The 21,379-nt window shown below is 69.7% G+C and carries 14 protein-coding genes; 7 read left to right on the top strand and 7 right to left on the bottom strand.

Going from position 1 to position 21,379, the window contains the following annotated elements:
• Positions 1-32: 32 nt before the first annotated feature.
• The 4 genes from ACQEWB_RS38785 (at position 33) to ACQEWB_RS38800 (ending at position 7,876) form a co-directional block, all read left to right on the top strand.
• The gene (locus ACQEWB_RS38785) at positions 33-1,559 is read left to right on the top strand and encodes a glycosyl hydrolase family 28 protein (protein WP_432839632.1); all 1,527 of its coding nucleotides are present in this window, start codon (positions 33-35) and stop codon (positions 1,557-1,559) included.
• Complete coding sequence (locus ACQEWB_RS38790) at positions 1,556-4,900, top strand: alginate lyase family protein (protein WP_432839634.1); 3,345 nt, start codon at positions 1,556-1,558, stop codon at positions 4,898-4,900. The genes ACQEWB_RS38785 and ACQEWB_RS38790 overlap by 4 nt, the downstream gene beginning before the upstream one ends.
• A 27-nt stretch (positions 4,901-4,927) precedes the next feature.
• Positions 4,928-6,187, top strand: a complete 1,260-nt coding sequence (locus tag ACQEWB_RS38795; RefSeq protein WP_432839636.1) for an alginate lyase family protein — start codon at positions 4,928-4,930, stop codon at positions 6,185-6,187.
• 93 nt (positions 6,188-6,280) lie between these two features.
• On the top strand, positions 6,281-7,876 hold the full coding sequence (locus tag ACQEWB_RS38800; RefSeq protein ID WP_432839638.1) for a carboxylesterase/lipase family protein: 1,596 nt from the start codon (positions 6,281-6,283) through the stop codon (positions 7,874-7,876).
• A gap of 28 nt (positions 7,877-7,904) precedes the next feature.
• On the opposite strand, the gene ACQEWB_RS38805 is transcribed toward ACQEWB_RS38800, so the two are convergent.
• Both ACQEWB_RS38805 and mmuM read right to left on the bottom strand, forming a co-directional pair.
• Complete coding sequence (locus ACQEWB_RS38805) at positions 7,905-8,960, bottom strand: LacI family DNA-binding transcriptional regulator (RefSeq protein WP_432839640.1); 1,056 nt, start codon at positions 8,958-8,960, stop codon at positions 7,905-7,907.
• 161 nt (positions 8,961-9,121) lie between these two features.
• On the bottom strand, positions 9,122-10,057 hold the full coding sequence (gene mmuM / locus ACQEWB_RS38810) for a homocysteine S-methyltransferase (protein ID WP_432839642.1): 936 nt from the start codon (positions 10,055-10,057) through the stop codon (positions 9,122-9,124).
• Between the two features lie 204 nt (positions 10,058-10,261).
• Here mmuM and ACQEWB_RS38815 point away from each other — a divergent pair, with 204 nt between their 5' ends.
• Complete coding sequence (locus ACQEWB_RS38815) at positions 10,262-11,686, top strand: APC family permease (RefSeq protein WP_432839644.1); 1,425 nt, start codon at positions 10,262-10,264, stop codon at positions 11,684-11,686.
• 25 nt (positions 11,687-11,711) lie between these two features.
• Here the strand turns inward: ACQEWB_RS38815 and ACQEWB_RS38820 are convergent, their stop codons facing one another.
• The 3 genes from ACQEWB_RS38820 to ACQEWB_RS38830 all read right to left on the bottom strand — a co-directional run bounded on the left by ACQEWB_RS38820 (position 11,712) and on the right by ACQEWB_RS38830 (position 15,738).
• On the bottom strand, positions 11,712-13,181 hold the full coding sequence (locus ACQEWB_RS38820; protein WP_432839646.1) for a caspase family protein: 1,470 nt from the start codon (positions 13,179-13,181) through the stop codon (positions 11,712-11,714).
• Positions 13,182-13,191: 10 nt separating this feature from the next.
• On the bottom strand, positions 13,192-13,539 hold the full coding sequence (locus ACQEWB_RS38825) for a Pepco domain-containing protein (RefSeq protein ID WP_432839648.1): 348 nt from the start codon (positions 13,537-13,539) through the stop codon (positions 13,192-13,194).
• A 90-nt stretch (positions 13,540-13,629) separates the two neighbouring features.
• On the bottom strand, positions 13,630-15,738 hold the full coding sequence (locus tag ACQEWB_RS38830; protein ID WP_432839650.1) for an autotransporter: 2,109 nt from the start codon (positions 15,736-15,738) through the stop codon (positions 13,630-13,632).
• Positions 15,739-15,928: 190 nt separating this feature from the next.
• Here ACQEWB_RS38830 and ACQEWB_RS38835 point away from each other — a divergent pair, with 190 nt between their 5' ends.
• Together ACQEWB_RS38835 and ACQEWB_RS38840 are read left to right on the top strand one after the other, a co-directional pair.
• Entirely contained in the window at positions 15,929-17,011 is a 1,083-nt protein-coding gene (locus tag ACQEWB_RS38835) for a glycoside hydrolase family 43 protein (RefSeq protein ID WP_432839652.1), read from the top strand.
• Positions 17,008-18,417 carry an RICIN domain-containing protein gene (locus tag ACQEWB_RS38840; RefSeq protein ID WP_432839654.1) on the top strand — a complete coding sequence of 470 codons (1,410 nt, stop codon included), beginning with the start codon at positions 17,008-17,010 and terminating at the stop codon, positions 18,415-18,417. Before ACQEWB_RS38835 ends, ACQEWB_RS38840 begins: the two co-directional genes overlap by 4 nt.
• A 16-nt stretch (positions 18,418-18,433) precedes the next feature.
• Here ACQEWB_RS38840 and ACQEWB_RS38845 read toward each other — a convergent pair whose 3' ends face one another.
• Together ACQEWB_RS38845 and ACQEWB_RS38850 are read right to left on the bottom strand one after the other, a co-directional pair.
• Positions 18,434-19,507 (bottom strand): pectinesterase family protein, encoded by a 1,074-nt coding sequence (locus ACQEWB_RS38845; RefSeq protein WP_432839656.1) that lies wholly within the window; start codon positions 19,505-19,507, stop codon positions 18,434-18,436.
• Positions 19,508-19,546: 39 nt separating this feature from the next.
• Positions 19,547-21,214, bottom strand: a complete 1,668-nt coding sequence (locus tag ACQEWB_RS38850; RefSeq protein WP_432839658.1) for a rhamnogalacturonan lyase B N-terminal domain-containing protein — start codon at positions 21,212-21,214, stop codon at positions 19,547-19,549.
• Positions 21,215-21,379 lie beyond the last annotated feature (165 nt).

A 21,379-nucleotide genomic window follows, 5' to 3' on the forward strand; every position in this document is an offset into this window, starting at 1 on the left:
CCTCCCCAACGACCTGTTGCAAGGAGTCACCCATGAACACGCCCTTGTCGCGCCGAAGCGCCCTGCAGGCCGCCGGTGCCACTGTGCTCGCCGCCGGTCTCTCGGGCGGCCTGACCGCCACGGCAGCCCACGCCGACGACGCCAACTCGTCGCCCAGGCTGGTCACTTACCCCCGGCCGTCCACCATGCCGACCAACACCAGCTTCAAGGTACGGGTGCGCACCACCCCCGGCGGGGACTGGCAGACGCTCGACATCTACCGGCCGCAGCTGGAGGAGATCAACCCGACCACCGGCTCCGGCAAGGTCTACAACTCCTCGATGGTCTACTTCGACTTCCAGGGCTCCGTCGAGATCGAGGTCACCTACCTCAAGGGCGGCACCACCAAGGCCCGGGTGAGACCTGACTCGTACGGCATCAAGCCCGAACTCGGCGGCGACACCCTGGTGTTCACCCTCGACGAGCCGAAGGACGTCGTCGTCCAGATCAACGACGAGATCTTCGACTGTCTGCACGTCATCACCAACCACATCGAGCGCCACGCCTGCGGCGCCGACGACCCGGACGTCATCTACTTCGGCCCGGGCGTGCACACCGTCACCGGCAACGTCCTCACCGTCCCCAGCGGCAAGACGGTCTATCTCGCCGGCGGTGCCGTCCTACAGGCGCAGGTGTTCTTCAAGAACGTGGAGAAGGCCGCGCTCAGGGGACACGGCATGATCAACGGCGGCGCCGGCGCGATCCTGTGCGAGGGCAGCAGGAACATCCGCGTCGAGGACGTCATCATCATGAACCCGAACGGCTACGCCGGCACGTTCGGCATGAGCGAGAACGTCCATGTGAAGAAGGCGCGGGCGTTCAGCTCGAAGGGCAATGGAGACGGTTTCGACGTCTTCTCCTCGACCGGGATCACCTTCGACGGCTGTTTCATGCGCAACTCCGACGACTGCTTCGCCATCTACTGCCACCGCTGGGACTACTACGGCGACACCCACGACATCACCATCCAGAACTGCACCCTGTGGGCCGACGTCGCCCACCCCATCAACGTCGGCACGCACGGCAACAGCGACGCCCCCGAGACGCTGGAGAACCTGGTCATCAGGAACATCGACGTCCTCGACCACCGCGAGCCCCAAATGAACTACCAGGGCTGCATCGCCCTCAACCCCGGGGACTCCAACCTCATCAGGAACGTCCACATCGAGGACGTCCGGATCGAGGACTTCCGCTGGGGCCAGGTCATCTACATGAAGGTGATGTTCAACCCGAAGTACAACACCTCGGTCGGACGCGGTATCGAAGACGTTTACGTCAAGAACCTCAGCTACACCGGCACCCACGCCAACCCGTCGCTCTTCCTCGGCTACGACGCCGACCACGCCATCAACAACGTCACCTTCGAGAACCTGGTGATCAACGGCGTGGTCGTCGCCGACTCGATGAAGAAGCCTGCCTGGTACTACACCACCGATGCCGTCCAGTGGTTCTACAACGAGCACGTGACGAACCTGAAGTTCCTCACGACCGCCGAGGCCGAGGCGGCCGCCGCGTCATGACCACTCCAGCACCCAGCCGCCGGGGCTTCCTCGGCGGTACGGCGGCCCTGTTGCTGGCGGCGGGCGCGAGCGGACTGCTCGTGCCCGGCCGGGCACAGGCCGCCGAGAACGGTTACGACACCGGTCTCAGGGCCTTCGCCCACCCCGGCCTGCTGCATTCCGAGGCCGATATCGCGCGCATGAAGGCCGCTGTCGCCGCCAAGCAGTCACCCGTCTACGACGGCTACCTGGCGTTCGCCGCGCACGCCCGCTCGCAGTCGACGTACGCTGTGCAGAACACCGGTCAGATCACCTCCTGGGGCCGCGGGCCCACCAACTTCCAGAACCAGGCCGTCGCCGACTCGGCCGCCGCCTACCAGAACGCCCTCATGTGGGCCGTCACCGGCGACCGGGCCAACGCCGACAAGGCCCGCGACATCCTGAACGCCTGGTCGGCCTCGCTGACCATGGTCACCGGTGCCGACGGGCCGCTCGGCGCCGGGCTCCAGGCCTTCAAGTTCGTCAACGCGGCCGAGCTGCTCCGGCACACCGGTTACGACGGCTGGGCGGACGCCGACATCGCCCGCTGCGAGCGGTCCTTCCTCGACGTCTGGTATCCGGCCGTGTCCGGCTACATGCTCTACGCCAACGGCAACTGGGATCTGACGGCCCTTCAAACCATCCTGGCCATCGGGGTGTTCTGCGAGGAGCCCGTTCTGTTCGAGGACGCCCTGCGCTTCGCCGCGGCCGGCGCGGGCAACGGCAGCGTCCCGCACCGCGTCGTCACCGACGCCGGCCAGGGCCAGGAGGCCGGCCGCGACCAGGGACACGAACAGCTCGCCGTCGGCCTCACCGGCGACATCGCCCAGGTCGCCTGGAACCAGGGCGTCGACCTGTGGGCCTTCGACGACGACCGCATCCTCGCGAACTTCGAGTACACCGCCCGCTACAACCTCGGCGGCGACGTCCCCTTCACCCCCGACCTCGACCGCACCGGCAAGTACATCAAGAAGACGGTTTCCGCGACCAGCCGCGGCACCCTGCCCCCCATCTACGAGATGGCCTACGCCCACTACTCCGGCGTCCGTGGCCTGGACACCCCGTACACCAAGGCCGCCGTCTTCCGCGGTACCGCCGGCGCCCGCGTCGTCGAGGGCGGCAACGACGACCTGCCCAGCTGGGGCACCTTCGCCTACGCCGGCACCACCGCCCCCGCCCCGACCGTGCCCACCGCTCCGGGCGGCGTCACGGCGCTCGGCAACGACAAGGCCGTGACGGTGAGTTGGCTGCCGTCCGCCTGGGCGGACACGTACACCGTCCGCCGGGCCACCAGGCCCGAGGGCCCGTACGAGGAGATCGCCCGCGGTCTCGACAGGCCGACGTACACCGACGGCGACGTGCGCCCGGGACGGACGTACCACTACACGGTGGCCGCCACCAACTCCCTTGGCAGCAGCGGGGATTCAAGCCGCACACCTGCCTCCGCCGGTCTCCCCGCCCCCTGGTCCGGCCAGGACCTCGGCGACGTGCAGATCCCCGGTTCGGCCGCCTTCGACGGCGAACGCTTCGTCCTGGAGGCGAGCGGCACCGCCGACACCTACCGCCTCGCCCATCTGCCACTGCGCGGCGACGGCACGGTGACCGCGCGGATCGTGTGGCCGCTCAGCTCCCAGTACTCCAAGATCGGCGTGACCCTGCGCGACTCGCTCGACGCCGACGCGGCGCACGCCGCCATGCTGATCCAGGGACTGCCGCTGCACACCTGGAGCGGCGTGTGGAGCGTACGGCCGACCGCCGGGGCGGACATCTCGGCCACCGGCAGCACCCCGGTCCCGCCCTCCCAGCAGGACGCGATCACCGTGAACGCGGCCTTCCCCATCTCGAGCCTCGGCGCCCTACCCGAGTCGGCGACCCCGCTGGAGGCCCCGTACGTCGAGGGTGCGGGCGACGGCTACCGGCTCCGTGCCCCGTACTGGGTGCGGATCACCCGCAAGGGCCGCCGCTGCACGGGCGCCATCTCCTCGGACGGCATCCGCTGGACCGAAGTCGGCTCCACCGAGGTCGAGTTGGGGCGTATGGCATACGCGGGCCTGGTCCTCAGCTCCTGCCTCGGCGTCGACGAGGAGTACGCCGAGACCGGCACCGGCGCCTTCGACAACGTCACCGTGACCTCGTCCGCGGGGGAGGTGTGGTCCGTGCCGCGCCCCGCCGGTGCCGCCGTCGGCCTCACCGCGGCCTCCGGCGCCGACGCCGTCGAGCTGGCCTGGACCGACCCCGACCCCTCGGCCCGCTTCAAGGTGCTCCGGGCCGAGGGCTCCGACGGGCCGTACCACACCATCGCCGCGGGCATCGGCGCCGTCGGCTTCGGCACCCGCGTGCGGTACGCGGATGCCACCGGGACGCCCGGGACGACGTACCACTACGTCGTCGTGAAGACGAACAGCGGCGGGCGGGGTCCGCTCTCGGAGTCCGCGAAAGCCGAGATGCCGACGCCCACCGCACCCCAACTCACCTCCTCGGCAACGGCGTTCGCGAACAAGGAGATCCCCTTCCGGCACCTCCTGCGCGCCACGCACGAGCCCGTCCGCTTCACGGCCGACGGCCTCCCCGACGGCCTGCGCCTCGACAGGCGCACCGGCCTGATCTCCGGAATCCCGCGCGAGACCGGCGAGTTCACCGTCACCACCACCGCCGGCAACGCGGCCGGCGACGGCACCGCCACCCTCGCCCTCACCGTCGGCACACCCCCACCCGCCCCCTGGACCTACGGCGACCTCGGCGACGTGATCCTCGACGACCGCGCCTACGGGACGCTCGGCGTGGTCGCGATCCGTACACCGGGCAGCACGTCGTACGACAGCGGGACCTTCACCGTGCGGGGCGCGGGGGTTGATCTGACCGTCAACAACCAAGGAATGACAGGCCAGTTCGTACGACAGCCCGTCAGCGGCGACTGCACGGTCACCGCCCGGCTCGTCTCCCGTACCGGTGCCACCGCCGACCGGGTCGGGCTGCTGATGGCCAAGTCCCTGTCACCCTTCGACCAGGCCGCCGGGGTGATCGTCACCGGCGGGACCAGCGCGCAGCTGATGCTGCGCAAGACCGTCGCCGGGGCCTCCGCCTTCTCCGGCACGGCGACCGGCACCGTCCAACTGCCCCTGCTGCTACGGCTGAAGCGCACCGGGACCGCCTTCGCCGCGGCCGTCTCCACCGATGACGGCGCCACCTGGACCGACCTCGCCGCCGGCGAGATCCCCGGTTTCGGTGACGCCCCCTACCACGTGGGCCTCGTGGTCTGCTCGCGCGACCCCCTGGCCCTCGGCACCACCGAGTTCGACGAGGTGAGTATCAACCCCGACTGATCCCCCCCACGGATTGGAGTCGCACCGATGAGCCGCACATCCCCCCACCACCCCACCGAAACAAGCGAGTTGAGCCGCCGCGGTCTGCTGAGGACCGCCGGCGGACTCGGCGCCGCGCTCGCCCTCGGCGGGTCGGCGGCCGCGCTGGCGGCCAGCACCGCCGGCGCCGCGCCCTCGACCTTCACCCACCCCGGCATGCTGCACAACGCCGGCGACATCAACCGCGCCAAGGTCAGGGTCGCGGCGGGCACCGACCCCTGGCTGTCCGGCTGGAACAAGCTGACTGCCAACTCCCACTCGCAGTCCACCTGGACACCCAACCCACAGGCCACCATCGTCCGCGGCGGCACGGGCGAGAACTACGGCACGCTCTACAACGACATCGCCGCCGCCTACCAGAACGCCCTGCGCTGGAAGGTCGGCGGCACCGCCGCCAACGGTGACACCGCCGTGAAGATCCTCAACGCCTGGTCGTCCACCCTGACCACCGTCACCGGGAACGCCGACCGGTTCCTCGCGGCCGGCATCTACGGCTGGGAGTTCTGCCAGGCCGCCGAACTCATGCGCGGCTACAGCGGGTTCGACCTCGCCGCCTTCCAGGACATGATGGTCAACGTCTTCTACCCGCTCAACAACAGCTTCCTGACCAACCACAACGACGCCTGCATCACCAACTACTGGGCCAACTGGGACCTGTGCAACATGGCCTCGATCATGGCCATCGGGATCCTCACCGACAACGCGGCCAAGTACGACCAGGCCGTCACCTACTTCAAGTCGGGCGCGGGAAACGGTTCCATCGAGCACGCGGTGCCGTACCTGTACACCGACGCGGACGGCTACGCCCTCGGCCAGTGGCAGGAGTCCGGTCGCGACCAGGGGCACACCGTGATGGGCATGGGCCAGATGGGCGCGATCTGCGAGATGGCCTGGAACCAGGGCGACGACCTGTACTCGTACGACGACCGGCGCTTCATGAAGGCCGCCCAGTACGTCGCCAAGTACAACCTCGGCCAGGACGTCCCCTACACCACCTACACCTGGGGTACCGGGCAGAGCTGCGCCCAGTCCTCCCAGACGGTGATCGCCTCCGGCTCCCGCGGCCAGATCCGGCCCGTGTGGGCCATGCTCCACTTCCACTACAACCGCCGCCTGTACCTCGACGACAAGTACATCTCGGCGATGTACTACGACCTCGTCGCCCCGGAGGGCGGCGGCGGGGACTACGGCTCCACCAGCGGCGGCTACGACCAGCTCGGCTTCGGCACGCTGATGTACGCCAAGTAGTCGTCGAACTGCGCTCTGCACCGGAATACCGCGGCGATCTGTGGTGCTCTGGTGTTACCGGTGCACGAGCGCGGTGAGGAGGCTGGTGGGCGAATGACGACAGCAGTCCGGACGGACCCCGTGGGCCCCGTGGTGAGCACGCCGTACGGAGCGGTACGCGGCCGGTACGAACAGGGGATCGCGGTGTTCCGCGGCATCCCCTACGCCGCGCCCCCCTTCGGCCCGCTCCGCTTCCGGCCGCCCGTCCCGCCCGAGCCCTGGGACGGGGTGCGCGACGCGGGTTCCTTCGGGCCGACGCCGCCGAAACCGCCGTACTCCGAAGCCTTCGAGAAGTACCTGTCCGACCCGGTCGTCCCCGGTGACGACTGCCTCAATCTGAACGTGTGGACGCCGGAGCCGGGTCCCGCGGCCCGGCTGCCGGTCCTGGTGTGGTTCCACGGCGGCGCCCTGACCAGGGGCTCCAGCGCCGTCCCGGTGTACGACGGCTCGACCTTCGCCCGGGACGGCGTCGTCCTCGTCTCCGTCAACTACCGCCTGGGCGTGGAGGGTTACGGCCTGTTCCCGGACGCCCCCGCCAACCCCGGCCTGCGCGACCAGCTCGCCGCCCTGCGATGGGTGCACGAGTCGGTCGCGGCCTTCGGCGGCGACCCGGACCGCGTCACCCTGGCCGGACAGTCGGCGGGGGCGATCAGCATCGGCGCCCTGCTGGCCGCGCCTCAGGCGCAGGGGCTGGTGCGGCGGGCGGTCCTGCAGAGCGGGCCGCCGGAGGCGTTCGAGCGGGACAAGGTACGGCGGATGGTGCGCCGTATGGCCACCCGGCTGAAGATCCCCGCCACCGCGGCCGCCTTCGCCGAGGTCGACCGTGAGCAGCTGCTGCGCGCCCAGGCCGAGGCGGGCAGGCTCAGCAGCCCCGTGCTCGGCGGCCCGTCCTTCGGGATCGTCGTCGACGGCGACCTCGTGCCGCGCGACCCGCTGGAGGCCCTCGTCGAGGGCGCGGCGGCGAAGGACGTCGATCTGATGCTGGGCTGGACCAGCGAGGAGTACCGCCTCTGGCTCGTCCCCGGCGGCCTGCTGGAACGCGTCGACCGGCTCGGCCCGGTCGCCCTCGCCGGCGCGATGGCCCGCTGCCACTGCGGCACCGAGGTACCCCGCGGCTACCGCACCCTCCACCCGGAGGCCGGCACCGCCGAGCTCGTCGGCCAGATGGTCACCGACCACCTGCTGCGCCGCCCGCTGCAACGCCTCGCCGACGCCCGCCCCGCCACCTCGTACGTCTACGAGTTCGCCTGGCCCTCCACTCTCCCCGACCTCGGCGCCTGCCACGCCCTGGAACTCGGTTTCGTCTTCGACAGCGGCGACACCCCGGAGTCCCGCAAGCTCGCGGGCGAGGGTGCCCCGCGGGAGCTGGCCGACGCGATGCACGGGGCGTGGGTGCGGTTCGCGGCCGAGGGGAACCCCGGCTGGGAGCCGTGGGACCCCCGCCACCCCGTGCGCATCTTCGACGCCGGCGCCCCGCACATGGCATACGGCCCACGTGACGCCGCACTCGCCCTGTGGACCACGGCCCCTGCCCCCGCAAACCGGGATCCCGCCCCGGCCGGCCCCGACGACGACACCCCCCTGTTCGGCCTCGAACTCCGCTCGGCGGTCCGCCGCTTCCGCCGCTCGGCGACGGACCGGCGCCACTGAAGAGACCTGCGGCTCCCGAAGAAGCCCGCTACTCCTTCACGGCTGTCACCGAGTCCCGTACGACGACATGCGTGCCGAGGAGCAGATGCTCGTCGGGCGTGTGCGGGGTGCGACCCAGGGCGGTGCGGACGGCGAGGCGGCCCAGTTCCTCGTACGGGACGTGGACCGTGGTGAGCGCGGGGTGGAGGTCCCGGGCGAACGGAATGTCGTCGTAACCGGCCAGCGAAACATCGCCCGGCACGTCCAGACCGGCCTCGTGCAGGGCGGTCAGCGCACCCGCCGCGACCATGTCGGTCGCGGCGACCACGGCCGTGAACTCCAGCCCCGCGCCCAGCGCCTCACGCATCAGACGGTGACCGGAGTCGCGGGTGAAGTCGCCGTGCAGCAGCAGGGTCGGGTCGGGTTCGAGACCACGCGCCCCGTACGCCGCGAGATAACCCCGCTCGCGCCCCTGGGCCGTGGTGTGGTCGGGCTTCCCGCCGAGGAACAGGACACGCCGATGCCCCTGGGCGAGGACATGGGCGACAAGCGCGAAGGCGCCGCCCTCGTTGTCGTACTCGATGACGGTGACGGGCGCCCCCGGCCCGAGCGGCGGCCGCCCGCACAGCACCAGCCGGGAGCCGGCCGAGGCGAGCGAGTCGGCGATACGGCGGGTCCGCTCGCGGTACTCGGGAGTGTCCGCGGTACCACCCACCAGGATCACGGCGGCGGCCCGCTGGGCCCGCATCATCTCCACGAATTCGAGCTCGTGCTCGACGTCCCCCTCGGTACTGCACACCAGACACAGATGCCCGAGCCGAGTGGCCTCCCGCTCCACCCCATAGGCCATGTGCGCGAACGACGGCCCGGTGATGTCCTCCAGCACGAAGGCAAGCGTGGGCGTCCCCACCCCGGCCACGGCCTTGGCCCGGGCATCGGCGACGTAGTCCATCTCCCGCACGGCCCGCATCACCCGGGTCCGGGTGGCGGAACTGACCGGATACACCCCGCCCAGCACCCGAGAAACGGTCGACGCGGACACCCCGGCCCGCGCCGCGACGTCCCGGATGGTGCTACGAGTCGCGTCCTCGCTCTTCCTCGTCATTCGGCCCCCGCCCGTAAGGAACTGTGGAAACACACCCGGCAACCGGTTCCAGGACGGCGACACTAGCGCCCCGTCAGGGGCGCGGGGAACTGCGCGAACAACCACAACGAGACCAGTGGCCGCGATCCATCAGAACCCCTACGGCGAAAAGGCGAACCAGCCTAGCCAGCTGTCAGAGCCCCCGCGATCCCCGAGATCGCCTCCGGCCCCACCCGGCAGCACCCACCGATCAACCGGGCCCCGGACTCCCGCCACCCCACGACCTCGTCCGCGGTGAAGGAAGACCGCCCTTCCCACGCCCGAGCCGACGCGTTCCACGTCTCCCCACTGTTGGGATAGACGACAACCGGCTTCCCGGTGACCCGCGCGGCGATCTCCACCGCACCGACGACGTCCTCGGGCACGCAGCAGTTCACCCCCACCGCGATCACCTCGTCCACGTCCGCGGCCAAGGCGAACGCCTCCTCCAACGGCTGCCCCGCCCGAGTCCGGTCCCCCGAGACGCTGTACGACAGCCACACCGGCACCCCCACACCCCGCACGGCCCGCAGCAGCGCAACCGCCTCGTCGGCGTCCGGCACCGTCTCCAGCGCCAGCACATCGGGCCCGGCCCCGGCCAGCACCTCGATCCGCGGCCGATGAAAAGCCTCCAGCTCGGCGACGCTCAACCCATACCGCCCCCGGTACTCGGACCCGTCCGCGAGCATCGCCCCGTACGGACCGACGGAGGCCGCCACCCACAGCGGCCGCGGGACCCCACCCGCCTGCGCCCGCCGAGCCGCCTCACGAGCCAACTCCACGCTCGACGACAGGAGTTCAGCCGCGTGATCGTGCCCCACGCCCCGTTTGGCGAAGCCCTCGAACGTGGCCTGGTAGCTGGAGGTGATCGCCACGTCCGCACCCGCCTCGAAGTACGCGAGGTGCGCCTCGGTGATCGCCTCGGGCTGCTCCACGAGCAGCCGGGCCGACCACAGCTCGTCGCTCAGATCGTGCCCGGCGGCCGCGAGCTGGTTGGACATACCGCCGTCGAGCACGACGGTGCCGGCGGCGAGGGCTGCGGCGAGGGAGGAAGCGGTTCCCGAGGCGTTGCTGGTCATGACATGACGCTAGTCGAAGGGACGCCGGGCGGCCGTTTGTGTCCAGCAAATGAACAGATCGCCCAGCATGTGGGACGCCGGGTTACGATCACGGCCCTCCCCATCTCCACGCCCTCCCTGCCTCCGCCCCCTCCCCTCTCCACCCCCTCTCCACCTCTGGATCTCCACCCATCCGCTCCTCCACCCCTCCGCACGGGAACCACCATGACTGCCCCCAGCCCCACCGAGGCCACCGAACCGTCCGAGCCGCCGAAGTCCTCGGAGGCCCCCGCGGCCGTCGAGCCCTCCGGCGCCGACGGAACCCCGGCAGCCGCCCCCGGCCGCCGCACCTTCGGCCTGGCCGCCGCGACCGCCCTCGTGATGGGCAATATCATCGGCGGCGGCATCTTCGCGCTGCCCGCCGCCGTCGCCCCCTACGGCACCGTCAGCCTGGTCGCCTTCGTCGTCCTGTCGGTCGCCGCCGTACTGCTCGCCCTGCTCTTCGGCAAGCTCGCCCGCCGCAGCCCCGTCACCGGCGGCCTGTACGTCTACCCGCGCGACGCCTTCGGCCCCTTCGCGGGATTCCTGTCGGCGTGGTCGTACTGGACGATGTGCTGGGTCAGCATCGCCGCGCTCGCCGTCGCGGTCGTCGGTTACGTCGATGTCCTGATCCCCCTGCACGGCAATCACGCCCTCGAAGGCCTCGTCGCCCTGGCCGCGCTGTGGCTGCCGGCCGCCGCGAACTTCGCGGGCACCCGCTGGGTCGGCGCGGTCCAAGTCGTGTCCACCGTGCTGAAGTTCGTGCCGCTGCTCCTGGTCGCCACGATCGGCCTGTTCTTCGTCGACACCGACAACTTCGGCCCGTTCAACGCCTCCGGCCAGAGCGCGCCCGGCGCGATCGCCGCCGCGGCCGCCCTGCTCCTCTACAGCTTCCTCGGCGTCGAATCAGCCGCGGTCAGTGCGGGCGAGGTGGCGGACCCGGAGCGTACGGTCGGCCGCGCGAGCGTCCTCGGCACGCTCGCCTCCGCCCTCGTCTACATCCTCGGCACGGTCGCCGTCTTCGGCCTGGTCCCGCACGACAGACTGGTCGACTCCGGCGCCCCCTTCGCCGACGCCGTGAACGCCATGACGGGCAGCTCCTGGGGCGGCACCGCCATCGCCCTGGTCGCCGTGGCCTCGATCACCGGGTGCCTCAACGGCTGGATCCTCATGGCGGCGCAGATGCCGTACGCCGCCGCCCGCGACGGCCTGTTCCCGAAACCCTTTTCCAAGGTCGGCAAGGGCGGAGTCCCCGCCTTCGGCGTCTGGGCGGTGGCCGTCCTCGGCACGCTCCTGATCGCCCTCAACTACACGGCGGGCCCGGACACCACCTTCCGCGTCCTCGTCCTGATCACGACGTTCACCGGCTGCGTCCCATACCTCCTGTCGGCGGCGGCCCAGCTCTTCTGGCTGGTCCAGGGCACCCGCGACCGAGTCCACCCGGCCGGCCTGGCCCGCGACCTGACGGTGGCCGCCCTCTCCTTCGCGTTCTCCTTCTGGCTGATCGCGGGCGCCGGATACGCGGCCGTCTACCAGGGCACGCTGTTCCTGTTCGCCGGGATTCCGGTGTACGTGTGGCTGCGGGGGCGCCAGAAGGAGACGGCCGCCTGACCCCAAGGCTCGGGCAAGCACACGTTCAGCTTTCGGTGTCCGAATCCAGGACGAACGACGTCTCTGCCTCTCCGAAGCCCTTCGCCTTCAAATCCGCCAGATACGCCCCTGCGCCGGCTGATCCTTTCGGCGGCGACGCGCAGTGGGCGACGCTCGGTCTGCGGTTCCACTTCACCGTGTACGTGACGGTGTCGTGGGCGGGCGCTCGATACAGCACGCTTCCGCTGGGCGGTTCGGGGCAGTCGGCGGAGGACCAGTAGTTCCCAGAAGCCTGGGCGGACGAGATCGTCACGACCGCCTTCTTCGGCCCGAGGTCGACCTTGCAGTCGTTGTCGGAGGAGTTCTTCGCGGTCACCAGCAGGGTGGGGTTCTGCCCGCCGCCGTAGGTGTTCCGGCTGCTGCGCACCGTCAACTCCACTGCTTCCGGCGTGCAGTTGGGCAGGGAGGAGCCGAGCTCGGCGGTGGGCGGGCCGGAGGATTTGGAAGGAGTCGAGGTGGGTGAGGTGCTCGACCCGGACTTGTCCGAGGCCGAACCGCGGTCGCCGGTGTCGCCGGTGCCGTGCGTGACGAGCGTCCAGGCCAGGACGCCGAGCATGCCGAGGAATACCAGCGCGATCGCCCACGGTTCCGGCCGCCGGAAGCTGCGCCGCGCCCGCTTCGACACAGGCGCCGCGGTCCCGACACTCCTCGTGGCGCTCGAGTACGACGCCGAGAAGGAGAAACCGTCGAACGGCAGGTCGGCGACGATCTTCAGGTCCTGCGGCCGACCGCGTTTTCGGTACGCGCGGTGCAGTTCCCTCATCCGTTCCTGGACGGCGTCCCGGAACCCGACGAGGTCGAGTGCCGTCGTGCCACGATGGTCGGCGATGACGTCCGACACGGACCGGGAGAAGATGCTGAACGAGTCGCCCGGCCGCACACGGGCCACAGGGTCCGACGCGACGTCCGGCGGGCGGACGAACAGCGCGTACTGGCCCGGCGAGCAGGCGTACACATAGGCCACCTTGCGCCGCAGCGCGGCGCTGACCTTCTGCTTGCTCCACATCGTGATGCCCGCTAGGCCCATCGACTCCTGCTCGATGCCCTCCCGGCACGCGTCGATCAGGAACACGACGCGACTTGCCGGAGTCTCGTCGAGTTCCGCATGCCAGTCGATCGGCACGCACCCGGCCTCGAAGGGGTGCGTGTGCTCGTGAATGTCCTCCGGTACAAGGTAGTCGCGCCCTCTGGCGTGCACTCCGTGCCCGCTCAGCAGGATGAGCAGGGTGTCGTCCGTACTGGCGTGTTTGAGGAAGCCGCTGACTTCGCCGATCACGAAGTTCCGCGACACCTGCCGCCCGCCGCCGAGTCCGGTCAGGACCTGGACGTCGTCGAAGCCGTGGTTCCTGAGCGCCGATTCGAGAATGGCGAGGTCGTCGGGGACGAAGCGAAGCGGCGGGACACCGCGCATCCCGTAGTCGCTCGCCCCGATGAGGAGTGCTCTGTGGCGTGCCATCAGACACCGGTCACTGCTTGAAGACCAGCGCGATGCCGTGGCCGCGCTGGACCTGCGCGCTGCCGACGAACTGCACTCCGCCGCTCGCGGTGACCTGGAAGGACAGATGCGCCTCGCGCAACGGCAGTGGCCCTCCGCGCGCCGCGGCCTCGGCGAACACCTCCTGCAGCGCGTCCACGGCCTCGGCGAGATTCCTGCGCAGGGGCCCCAGCGGCACGTTCCTCAGCCGCACCTCGTCGTCGCGGCCCCCGAACAGCCCCATGGAGTCGCCCTCGGACTCGTCGCCCACATCCTGATCGTCGTACGACACCCAGAACGGCAGGGCCGGTACGCCGGACGATTCTGCACCTGAGCCCACGGATCCCCCTCGTTCTGTGACGGCGGATCAACTGTACGTAACGAGGCGTGCCTTCGTGGCCGGGGTGCGAAAACAGACACCTTCGTGGCCCTACGCCAAATGCCGGCCACTCCTGCGCCGACCCCCACCCCGCCCCCACCGCAACGCCGGCACCACCAGCCCGATCAGCAGCCCCACCGCGAGCGCATAGGGCCACCAACCCAGCCCGCTGCTCGCGGTGTTGGCGGTGCGTGGGTCCGTCGCGGCCGTCGCGCCGGATGCCGTACGGGGATGAGCCGACGTCGGGGACTTGCTCGCGGTGGTCGCCGTGAGGACGACGTCGTTGCCGTCGCCGCCCTTGTAGCTGATCCGGTAGGCCGTGTCGGCGAGTTTCACCCGGGCGCCCTCCTTGAGGCCCTCGAACGTACCCGTCGTCCTTGCCCGGCCGCTGTGATCGAGGACGGTGAGCTCGCGGGCGGTCGAGGTCCCGGCCGCCGCGAGGTCGAGGTCACCGGCCAGCCGTACGGCCCCGCTCACCTTCAACGGCTTCTTCCGCAGGACCAGTTCGCCGTCCGCGGTCTGCGCGTAGTCACCGGCGACCGTCACCCCGCCCGTGACCACACCCTCGTTGACCACGGAACCCTTCACCGTGCCCTGGCCGCTCAGCCCGCCCGTCACCCGCAGTTCGGCCGACCCCGCGTCCAGTCGCGACCCGGCCGAGGTGAGCCGAATCCCCTTGCTGCGCACGAGAGTTGCCCCGCCGCGCAGGGCCAGCGTGCCCTTCTTCACGGTCGTGGTCCCGGTGTACGACACCGCGCTCCCCGTCAGTGTCGTCGTGGCGGAACCCGACTGGACGAGCGACCCCGAGCCGCTGATCCGGGACAGGGACACGGGAGTCGAGGCGTTCTGCACGACCAGCGTGCCGTCGTTCACCACCCGGCGGCGGTCCGTCCCCGTCATCAGGGAGCCGTCGCCGCTCGCGCCCGATCCGAGCCCGAGCCGCAGCACCGCCCCCTTCTCCACGGTCGTCGAACCGTCGTAGTACTGCTTCGCCGCGAAGGTCACGTCGTTCCCGTGCGTCCCCGCGATCACGACGTCCCCGGCACCGGGCGCGGCCAGCGTGTCGTGGTAGCGGCCGCCCCCGATGGGGGCGCCGAGGGTGACGGGACCGTCGTAGTCGAAGGTCAGTTTCGAGCGGCGGCCGCTCGCCTCGTGCAGGTTGATGTAGACGGTGTCCTTGGTGCCCGGCATGAAGATCCGGTGGGTCGTGCCGTCGCCCCACTGCACGTCCGCGCCCTCGATGTTGGTGCCCCGCTTGTTCAACTGGTGGGGAATCGCACGCCAGTTGAGGTCGGGGTCGCCGAGCGAGGGGTTCGTGTCGCCGCCCCGGTCGCTGTAGCTGTACTGCCCGGTGAGCACGACCTTGCTGCCCGGCCGGGTGTGGACGTTGACGTCACTGCCGTATTCACGCTGGTAGAAGTTCTGCCGCAGGGTGATCGTCTGGTACAGCGGGGTGTCGATGATCCAGGAACCCTGGTTGAGGATCGCCCGGGCGTTGGGCAGCGCCACCGGGTACTCGGGGCGGCCGACCGCCATGCCGGTGCCGTTGTCGATGACGCCGGCGAAGGGGTTCGTCCCGGCCAGGTCGAGGGTGCCCCACATGTTGCGCGGCTGGGTGACCAGGCCCGAGCCGCTGATCGTGCCGATGTTGAAGGTACGGGTCAGGGACAGCCGCAGGGTGCCGTCGACCCGGACGTTGAGCTGGTTCAGCTGGTAGCCGGGCGTGTTGTACGGGAAATGCCCGATCAGGCCGGTGCCGCCGCCCGTTCCGTACTGCAGCGTCGCCCCGCGCGCGACCGTGATCGCGGGCGGGTCGGGGTTGGTGACCGTGGTGTACGGGTGGTTGCCGCCCTGCGTCCTGACCGTCTGCCGCTGCCGGGACCTGGGCAGCGTGAAGTCGCTGTCCTTGGTGAGGACGAGCGTCCCGCTGCCGCGCACGGTGAGAGTGCCCTCGCCGCGGAGGACTCCGTCGTACGTCGTCGTCCCGGACGGCACGGTGACCACCGTGTCGCCGGTCAGCGTGACGTCCCGGTCGGCGAGGACGTCCGCGGTGACGTCACGGCTGCCGGCCGCCACCGCGGGGGAAGCGGTTACGAGCAGGGCGGCGACCGTCGCGAGGGCTCCGGTGGCTGCTGCTGTCTTGTGGAAATGGCTGCGCACATGATCGGAGACGGGCGGGGCGAGGGCCGATAACAGAAAAACCGAGGTTGGGGAAAGCGCCTTCTTTTCTCACGCCAGACCCGTTGACCTCCCCGTTCCCCAGCCTTACCTTTCGGCTGTTCGCATTTACAACAGATGTTCTCAATATCGAACATCGCTCTCAGGACCCCCCATCCGAGAGGCAGTGCGCATGAGCCGCGCCCCCGACGTCCCTCATCGACGACTGCTGCTGAAAGGTGCCCTGGCCGCGGGCGCCCTGGCAGTCACCCCGACCGCAGTCACCCCGACCGCAGCCACCGCCGCGCCGAAGTCGCCGCCGTTCGTGAACCCGCTCGTCCGGCAGCGCGCCGACCCCTACATCCACCGGCACGCCGACGGCCACTACTACTTCACGGCCACCGTCCCCGAGTACGACCGCATCGTCCTGCGCCGCTCCCGCACTCTCAACGGCCTTGCCACCGCCGCCGAATCGGTCATCTGGACCAAGCACGCGACCGGTGTCATGGGCGCGCACATCTGGGCGCCGGAGATCCACCGCATCGGCGGCAAGTGGTACGTCTACTTCGCCTCCGCGCCCGCCGAGAGTGTGTGGGACATCCGCATCTGGGTGCTGGAGAATGCCAACCCCGATCCGCTCAAGGGCACTTGGGTGGAGAAGGGTCAGGTGAAGACCGCCTGGGAGACCTTCTCCCTGGACGCCACCACCTTCAGCCACCGCGGCATCCGCTATCTCGTCTGGGCGCAGCACGAGCCCGGCATGGACAACAACACCGCCCTGTGGCTGTCGAAGATGGCGAACCCGTGGACCCTGACGGGCCCTCAAGTCCGCCTGTCCACACCGGAGTACGACTGGGAGACCGTCGGCTACAAGGTCAACGAGGGCCCCGCCGTCCTCGCCCGCAACGGCCGTCTCTTCCTGTCCTACTCCGCCAGCGCCACCGACCACCACTACTGCATGGGCCTGCTGACGATCGACGCGGACGCCGACCTGATGGACCCGGCGAACTGGTCCAAGTCCCCGACCCCGGTCTTCACCAGCAACGACACCACCAAGCAGTACGGCCCCGGCCACAACTGCTTCACGGTCGCCGAGGACGGGCGCAGCGACGTCCTCGTGTACCACGCCCGCCAGTACAAGGAGATCGTCGGCGACCCGCTGAACGACCCCAACCGGCACACCCGCGTGCAGAAGCTCGGCTGGCACGCGGACGGCACCCCGGACTTCGGCACACCGGTGGCGGACACCGTCACGGACACGGAGGTTGCGTCATGAGACGTGCGTACGCGGTACTGCTCGCGCTCTGCCTGGGCCTGTTCGGCGCCCTCGCGACCGCAGGCCCGGCCCAGGCGGCGGCCTACACCATCACCAACGGCACCCAGTTCACCGACACTTCGGGCAACGCCGTGCACGCCCACGGCGGCGGGGTCATCAAGGTCGGCTCGTACTACTACTGGTTCGGCGAGGACCGCAACTCCGACAACACCTTCAAGTACGTGGACGCGTACCGCTCCACCGACCTGAAGAACTGGGAGTTCCGCAACCACGTCCTGACCCAGTCCTCCGCCTCCGAGCTGGGCACCGCCTACATCGAGCGCCCGAAAGTCATCTACAACGCTTCCACCGGCAAGTTCGTGATGTGGATGCACAAGGAGAACGGCGTCGACTACAGCGAGGCCCGCGCGGCCGTCGCCGTCTCCGACACCGTCGACGGGAGCTACACCTACCAGGGCAGCTTCCAGCCACTCGGCCAGTACATGTCCCGCGACATCACGACCTACGTCGACACCGACGGAACCGCTTACATGGTCTCCGCCGCCAACGAGAACTACGACCTGCACATCTACAAGCTGACCTCGGACTACACCGCCATCGACAGCCTGGTGGCCAACCCCTGGGCGGGCGGCCACCGCGAGGCCCCGGCCCTCTTCAAGCGGGGCAGCGTGTACTTCATGCTGACCTCGGGTGCGACCGGCTGGAGCGCCAACCAGCAGCAGTACGCCACCGCGACCTCGCTGTCCGGCCCGTGGACCTCCTGGACCAACGTCGGTGACTCCACGGCCTACAACTCCCAGACGGCGTACGTCCTTCCGATCACCGGCACGTCCGGCACCGCGTACCTCTACATGGGCGACCGCTGGGGCAACTCCTTCGGCGGCACGGTCAACGACTCCCGCTACGTGTGGCTGCCGCTGACCTTCCCGAGTTCCACCACCATGTCGATGTCCTGGTACCCGGAGGTCACCGTCGACACGGCCGCCGGCACGGTCAGCGGGACCAGCGCCACGTACAACACGCTGGTCTCGCGCAACAGCAGCAAGTGCGCGGACGTCCCGAGCCAGTCGCTGTGGCAGGGGATCGCGATCAGCCAGTACACCTGCAACAGCGGCAACAACCAGAAGTGGTGGTTCAAGGACCTCGGAACCGGTTACTACGAGCTGATGGGCCGCGGCAGCTCGCTCTGCCTCCAGGAGAACGACACCAACGTCACCCAGGAGAACTGCACCGCCGCCACCACCCAGCAGTGGAGCCTGACCACCTCCGGCAGCTACGTCCTGGTCAAGGCCCGCACCACCGGCGAGTGCCTGGACGTGTCCGGCGCGTCCACCGCCAACTCCGCCGCGATCATCACGTACACCTGCAACGGAGGCACCAACCAGCAGTGGACGCGCGGTAGTTGACCGCCGCTGTCTCCTGCTAGCGGACCGGGTTCCAGCCGTCCGTGCCCGCCAGGTACTTCTGCGCCGTGTAGTTCGCGGCCTGGGAGTCGGTGAGCTGCGGGCGGTTGGAGTTCACCGTGGCGCCCGCGCCCGTGTTCTTGTACTCGAAGAAGCGGGCGTTCTTCCACGAGTAGCCGCTCATGTCCGTCCAGGGCCCGGCGACCTTCACGGCGGCGGGCAACGAGGTCTGACGGATGACGAGTTGGCCCACCGCGTCCGAGGTCGGATGCCAGGGTCGGCCCAGGTAGTACGTGTTGGCCGCGGCCGAGCTGGTCACCGAGCTGCCGGTGACGAGGATGCCGTAGCTCTTGGTGGAGCTGGTGTTGGGCGCCGACAGGAAGCCGTTGAGACCGCCCGCGGCGGCGCCGGAGTTGCGCAGCTGGATGTTGACCCGGTCGTAGACGGCGGTGGCGTTGCCGAATATGAAGTCCACGTCGCCGGAGATGAAGGACGAGTAGAAGTACTGCCGGTACTGCCCGGTCGAGGACGGCGACCAGTTGAGGACCGTGTCCTGGCGGCTGATGAAGCGGTCGTTGCTGAATGTCTGGCGGTCGCCCTGCGCGGTGATCGCGACGGCCTGGGTGTCCGTGATGTCGGGGTGCGCCGACTTGTCGAAGGTGTTCTGGACGGTGATCCCGGTGACCGTGAGGTTGTTCGCCGAGAAGGTCGCGACCGAACTGCCCAGCGTCCCGTACTTGTTGCCGCTCGAGTTGGTGTAACCGGCGGCGCGGTCATAGGTGATGACGACGTCCTCGGCGTTGCCGGTGGTGCCCTTGATGGTCAACCCGGTCTTGTTCACGGGCACGTTGACGATCTCGGTGTACGTGCCCTTGCCGACGGAGATCGTGTCGCCGGCCGCCGCCGCGTTCACGGCGGCCTGCACGGTCGTGTACTGGCCCGAACCGTCCTTGGCGACGGTGATGACGGTGGCGGCCCGCGCCTGGGTCACCAGCGGCACCGCGGCCAGCCCGAGGGCGGCCGCGGCACCCGTCGCCACGGCTACGGCCCGGCGCCGGGAGGGGGAGCGGCGATGTGCGTTCGGTTCAGTCATGCTCTCTGGTCGCCGCTCCCCGCCCGGAGGTTGCCGCCCTCAGGCGAGCAGATCGATCGCGTCGACCGAGGTGCCCGCGCTGAGGAAGGACGTCGTCCCCGAGCCGCTCGCCACGTAGATCTTCAGCGTGTTGTAGGCGCTGGTGTCGGTCAGCCAGGCGGACGCCGGCACGCTGTAGGTGAAGGTGTAGTTGTTGCCCCGGTAGGAGCCCACGGTCAGCGACCGGGTGCTCGGCTGGGTCGGCGGCGAGGGGACGGCGGAGGTCCAGGTGTCGTTGACGACGACCTGCGGCCGGCCGTTGGCGTAGGCCGTCGTCACGCCGATGCGCAGGGTGTGCGCGGCGGCTGCCTGGGCGGCGGTCAGCTTGAAGTAGACGATGATCCCGCTGTTGACGTCCTTCCACAGATAGCACGGGAAGGCGGACGTCTCACTGCCGCTGCCGACGACCACGTTCCCGGTCCAGGAGGCGGCCCGCACGTCCGACGGATGCGCGTACGTCATCAGGTCCGCGTTCTTGAACCCGCTCGGCGAGCCGGTCCAGTTGCCGATCCGCCAGATCGCGCTCGCGTTGCTCGGGTCGTTCGAGGACGGGATCGCGATCGTGTTGAGCGTGGTCGTGCCACCCGCGGTCACCGTCACCGAGCTTGTGTAGACGGCGAGTTCGTCCTTGAAGACGGTCAGCGTGTACGTCCCCGGCAGCACGCCCGGGATCGAGAAGTACCCGTCCGAGGATCGCGCCGAACCCCAGTACTGCGCGGCCGAGTTGGCAAGCCCCACGGTGTACGCGTACGCGGTGTCCCGCCCGCTGATCCCCACCCCGGCGACCCGGCCCCGCCCGCTCGCGGCGACGTACCCCGAGATGCCGAGCGAATCCGCCCAGGACGTACTGATGCCCGCGTGGTACAGCGAGGACGAGGGCGCCCCGCCGTCCGTGAGGGCGATGACGTACGGACCCTGGAGGCCGAAGCGCTGGGACTCCGTCTGGTTCTCGCCGTAGTAGAGGATCTCGTACAACCCACCGCCGTCGGCGCTCTGGTGGCGCAGCAGGGAACGGTAGAAGGGCCCGCCGGAGGCCTTCTCGTGGTTGGAGCGGACCACCCACAGGCCGACGCTCCCCGTGGTCCAGCCGATGTAGTCGTAGTCGATGACCCGCTTCTTCGCGTAGTGCTTGGAACGGGTCTGGCCGTCGGACTTCTCGAAGACGTCGGAGGCCTCGATGGTGGTGGGCGCGTAAGTGTAGGAATCGGGCTCGTCGTTGAGGAACAGGCCCGCCTTGACGCGCACGATGTACCGGGTCGCGCTGACCGAGTCGTCGGCCTTGTTGGTCCACAGGTAGACGTTGTTCTCGCCGCTGCGGGCCGCGTAGTAGTGCTTGAGCGTGCCGTAGGCGACCGAGATGAGGATCGTGGTCCCCGACTGACCGATCGTCACCGTCGAGGTGCCCAGGCCGGATTCGACGTGCGAGTTCTTGCCGCCGTAGCCCTGATACTCCGTCCCTTTGTAGACCAGCGAGGTCAGGTCGCCGTTCGTCTTGCTGACCTTGAAGACGAGGCTCGCGCCGGTGTCGACGACGTAGTTCGAGCCGTCGTCGCTCCAGCCGAAGCCTGCCGCCGAGGCGGTGCCGGCGAGGGTCGCGGTGCCGGCGGCGGCCGCGCTGCCGAGGACGAAGGTACGGCGTCCGAGCGGTCTCCCGGTGGATCCGGACATGGGGGTGCCTCCTTCGGTGGGGCGGGGTTGCGGGTGTCTGTGAGAGTGACAGTTGAATCGATTTCGCGAAAGGCCTTTCGCCTTCATGGAGTTGGCATTCTTGTGAAACTGGTCAAGAGGCTAGAAAGCGCTTGCCCGTGGCGGTACGGTCCCCGCCAGGCCATG

Source organism: Streptomyces sp. CA-249302, assembly GCF_050936785.1.
Lineage (GTDB): Bacteria > Actinomycetota > Actinomycetes > Streptomycetales > Streptomycetaceae > Streptomyces.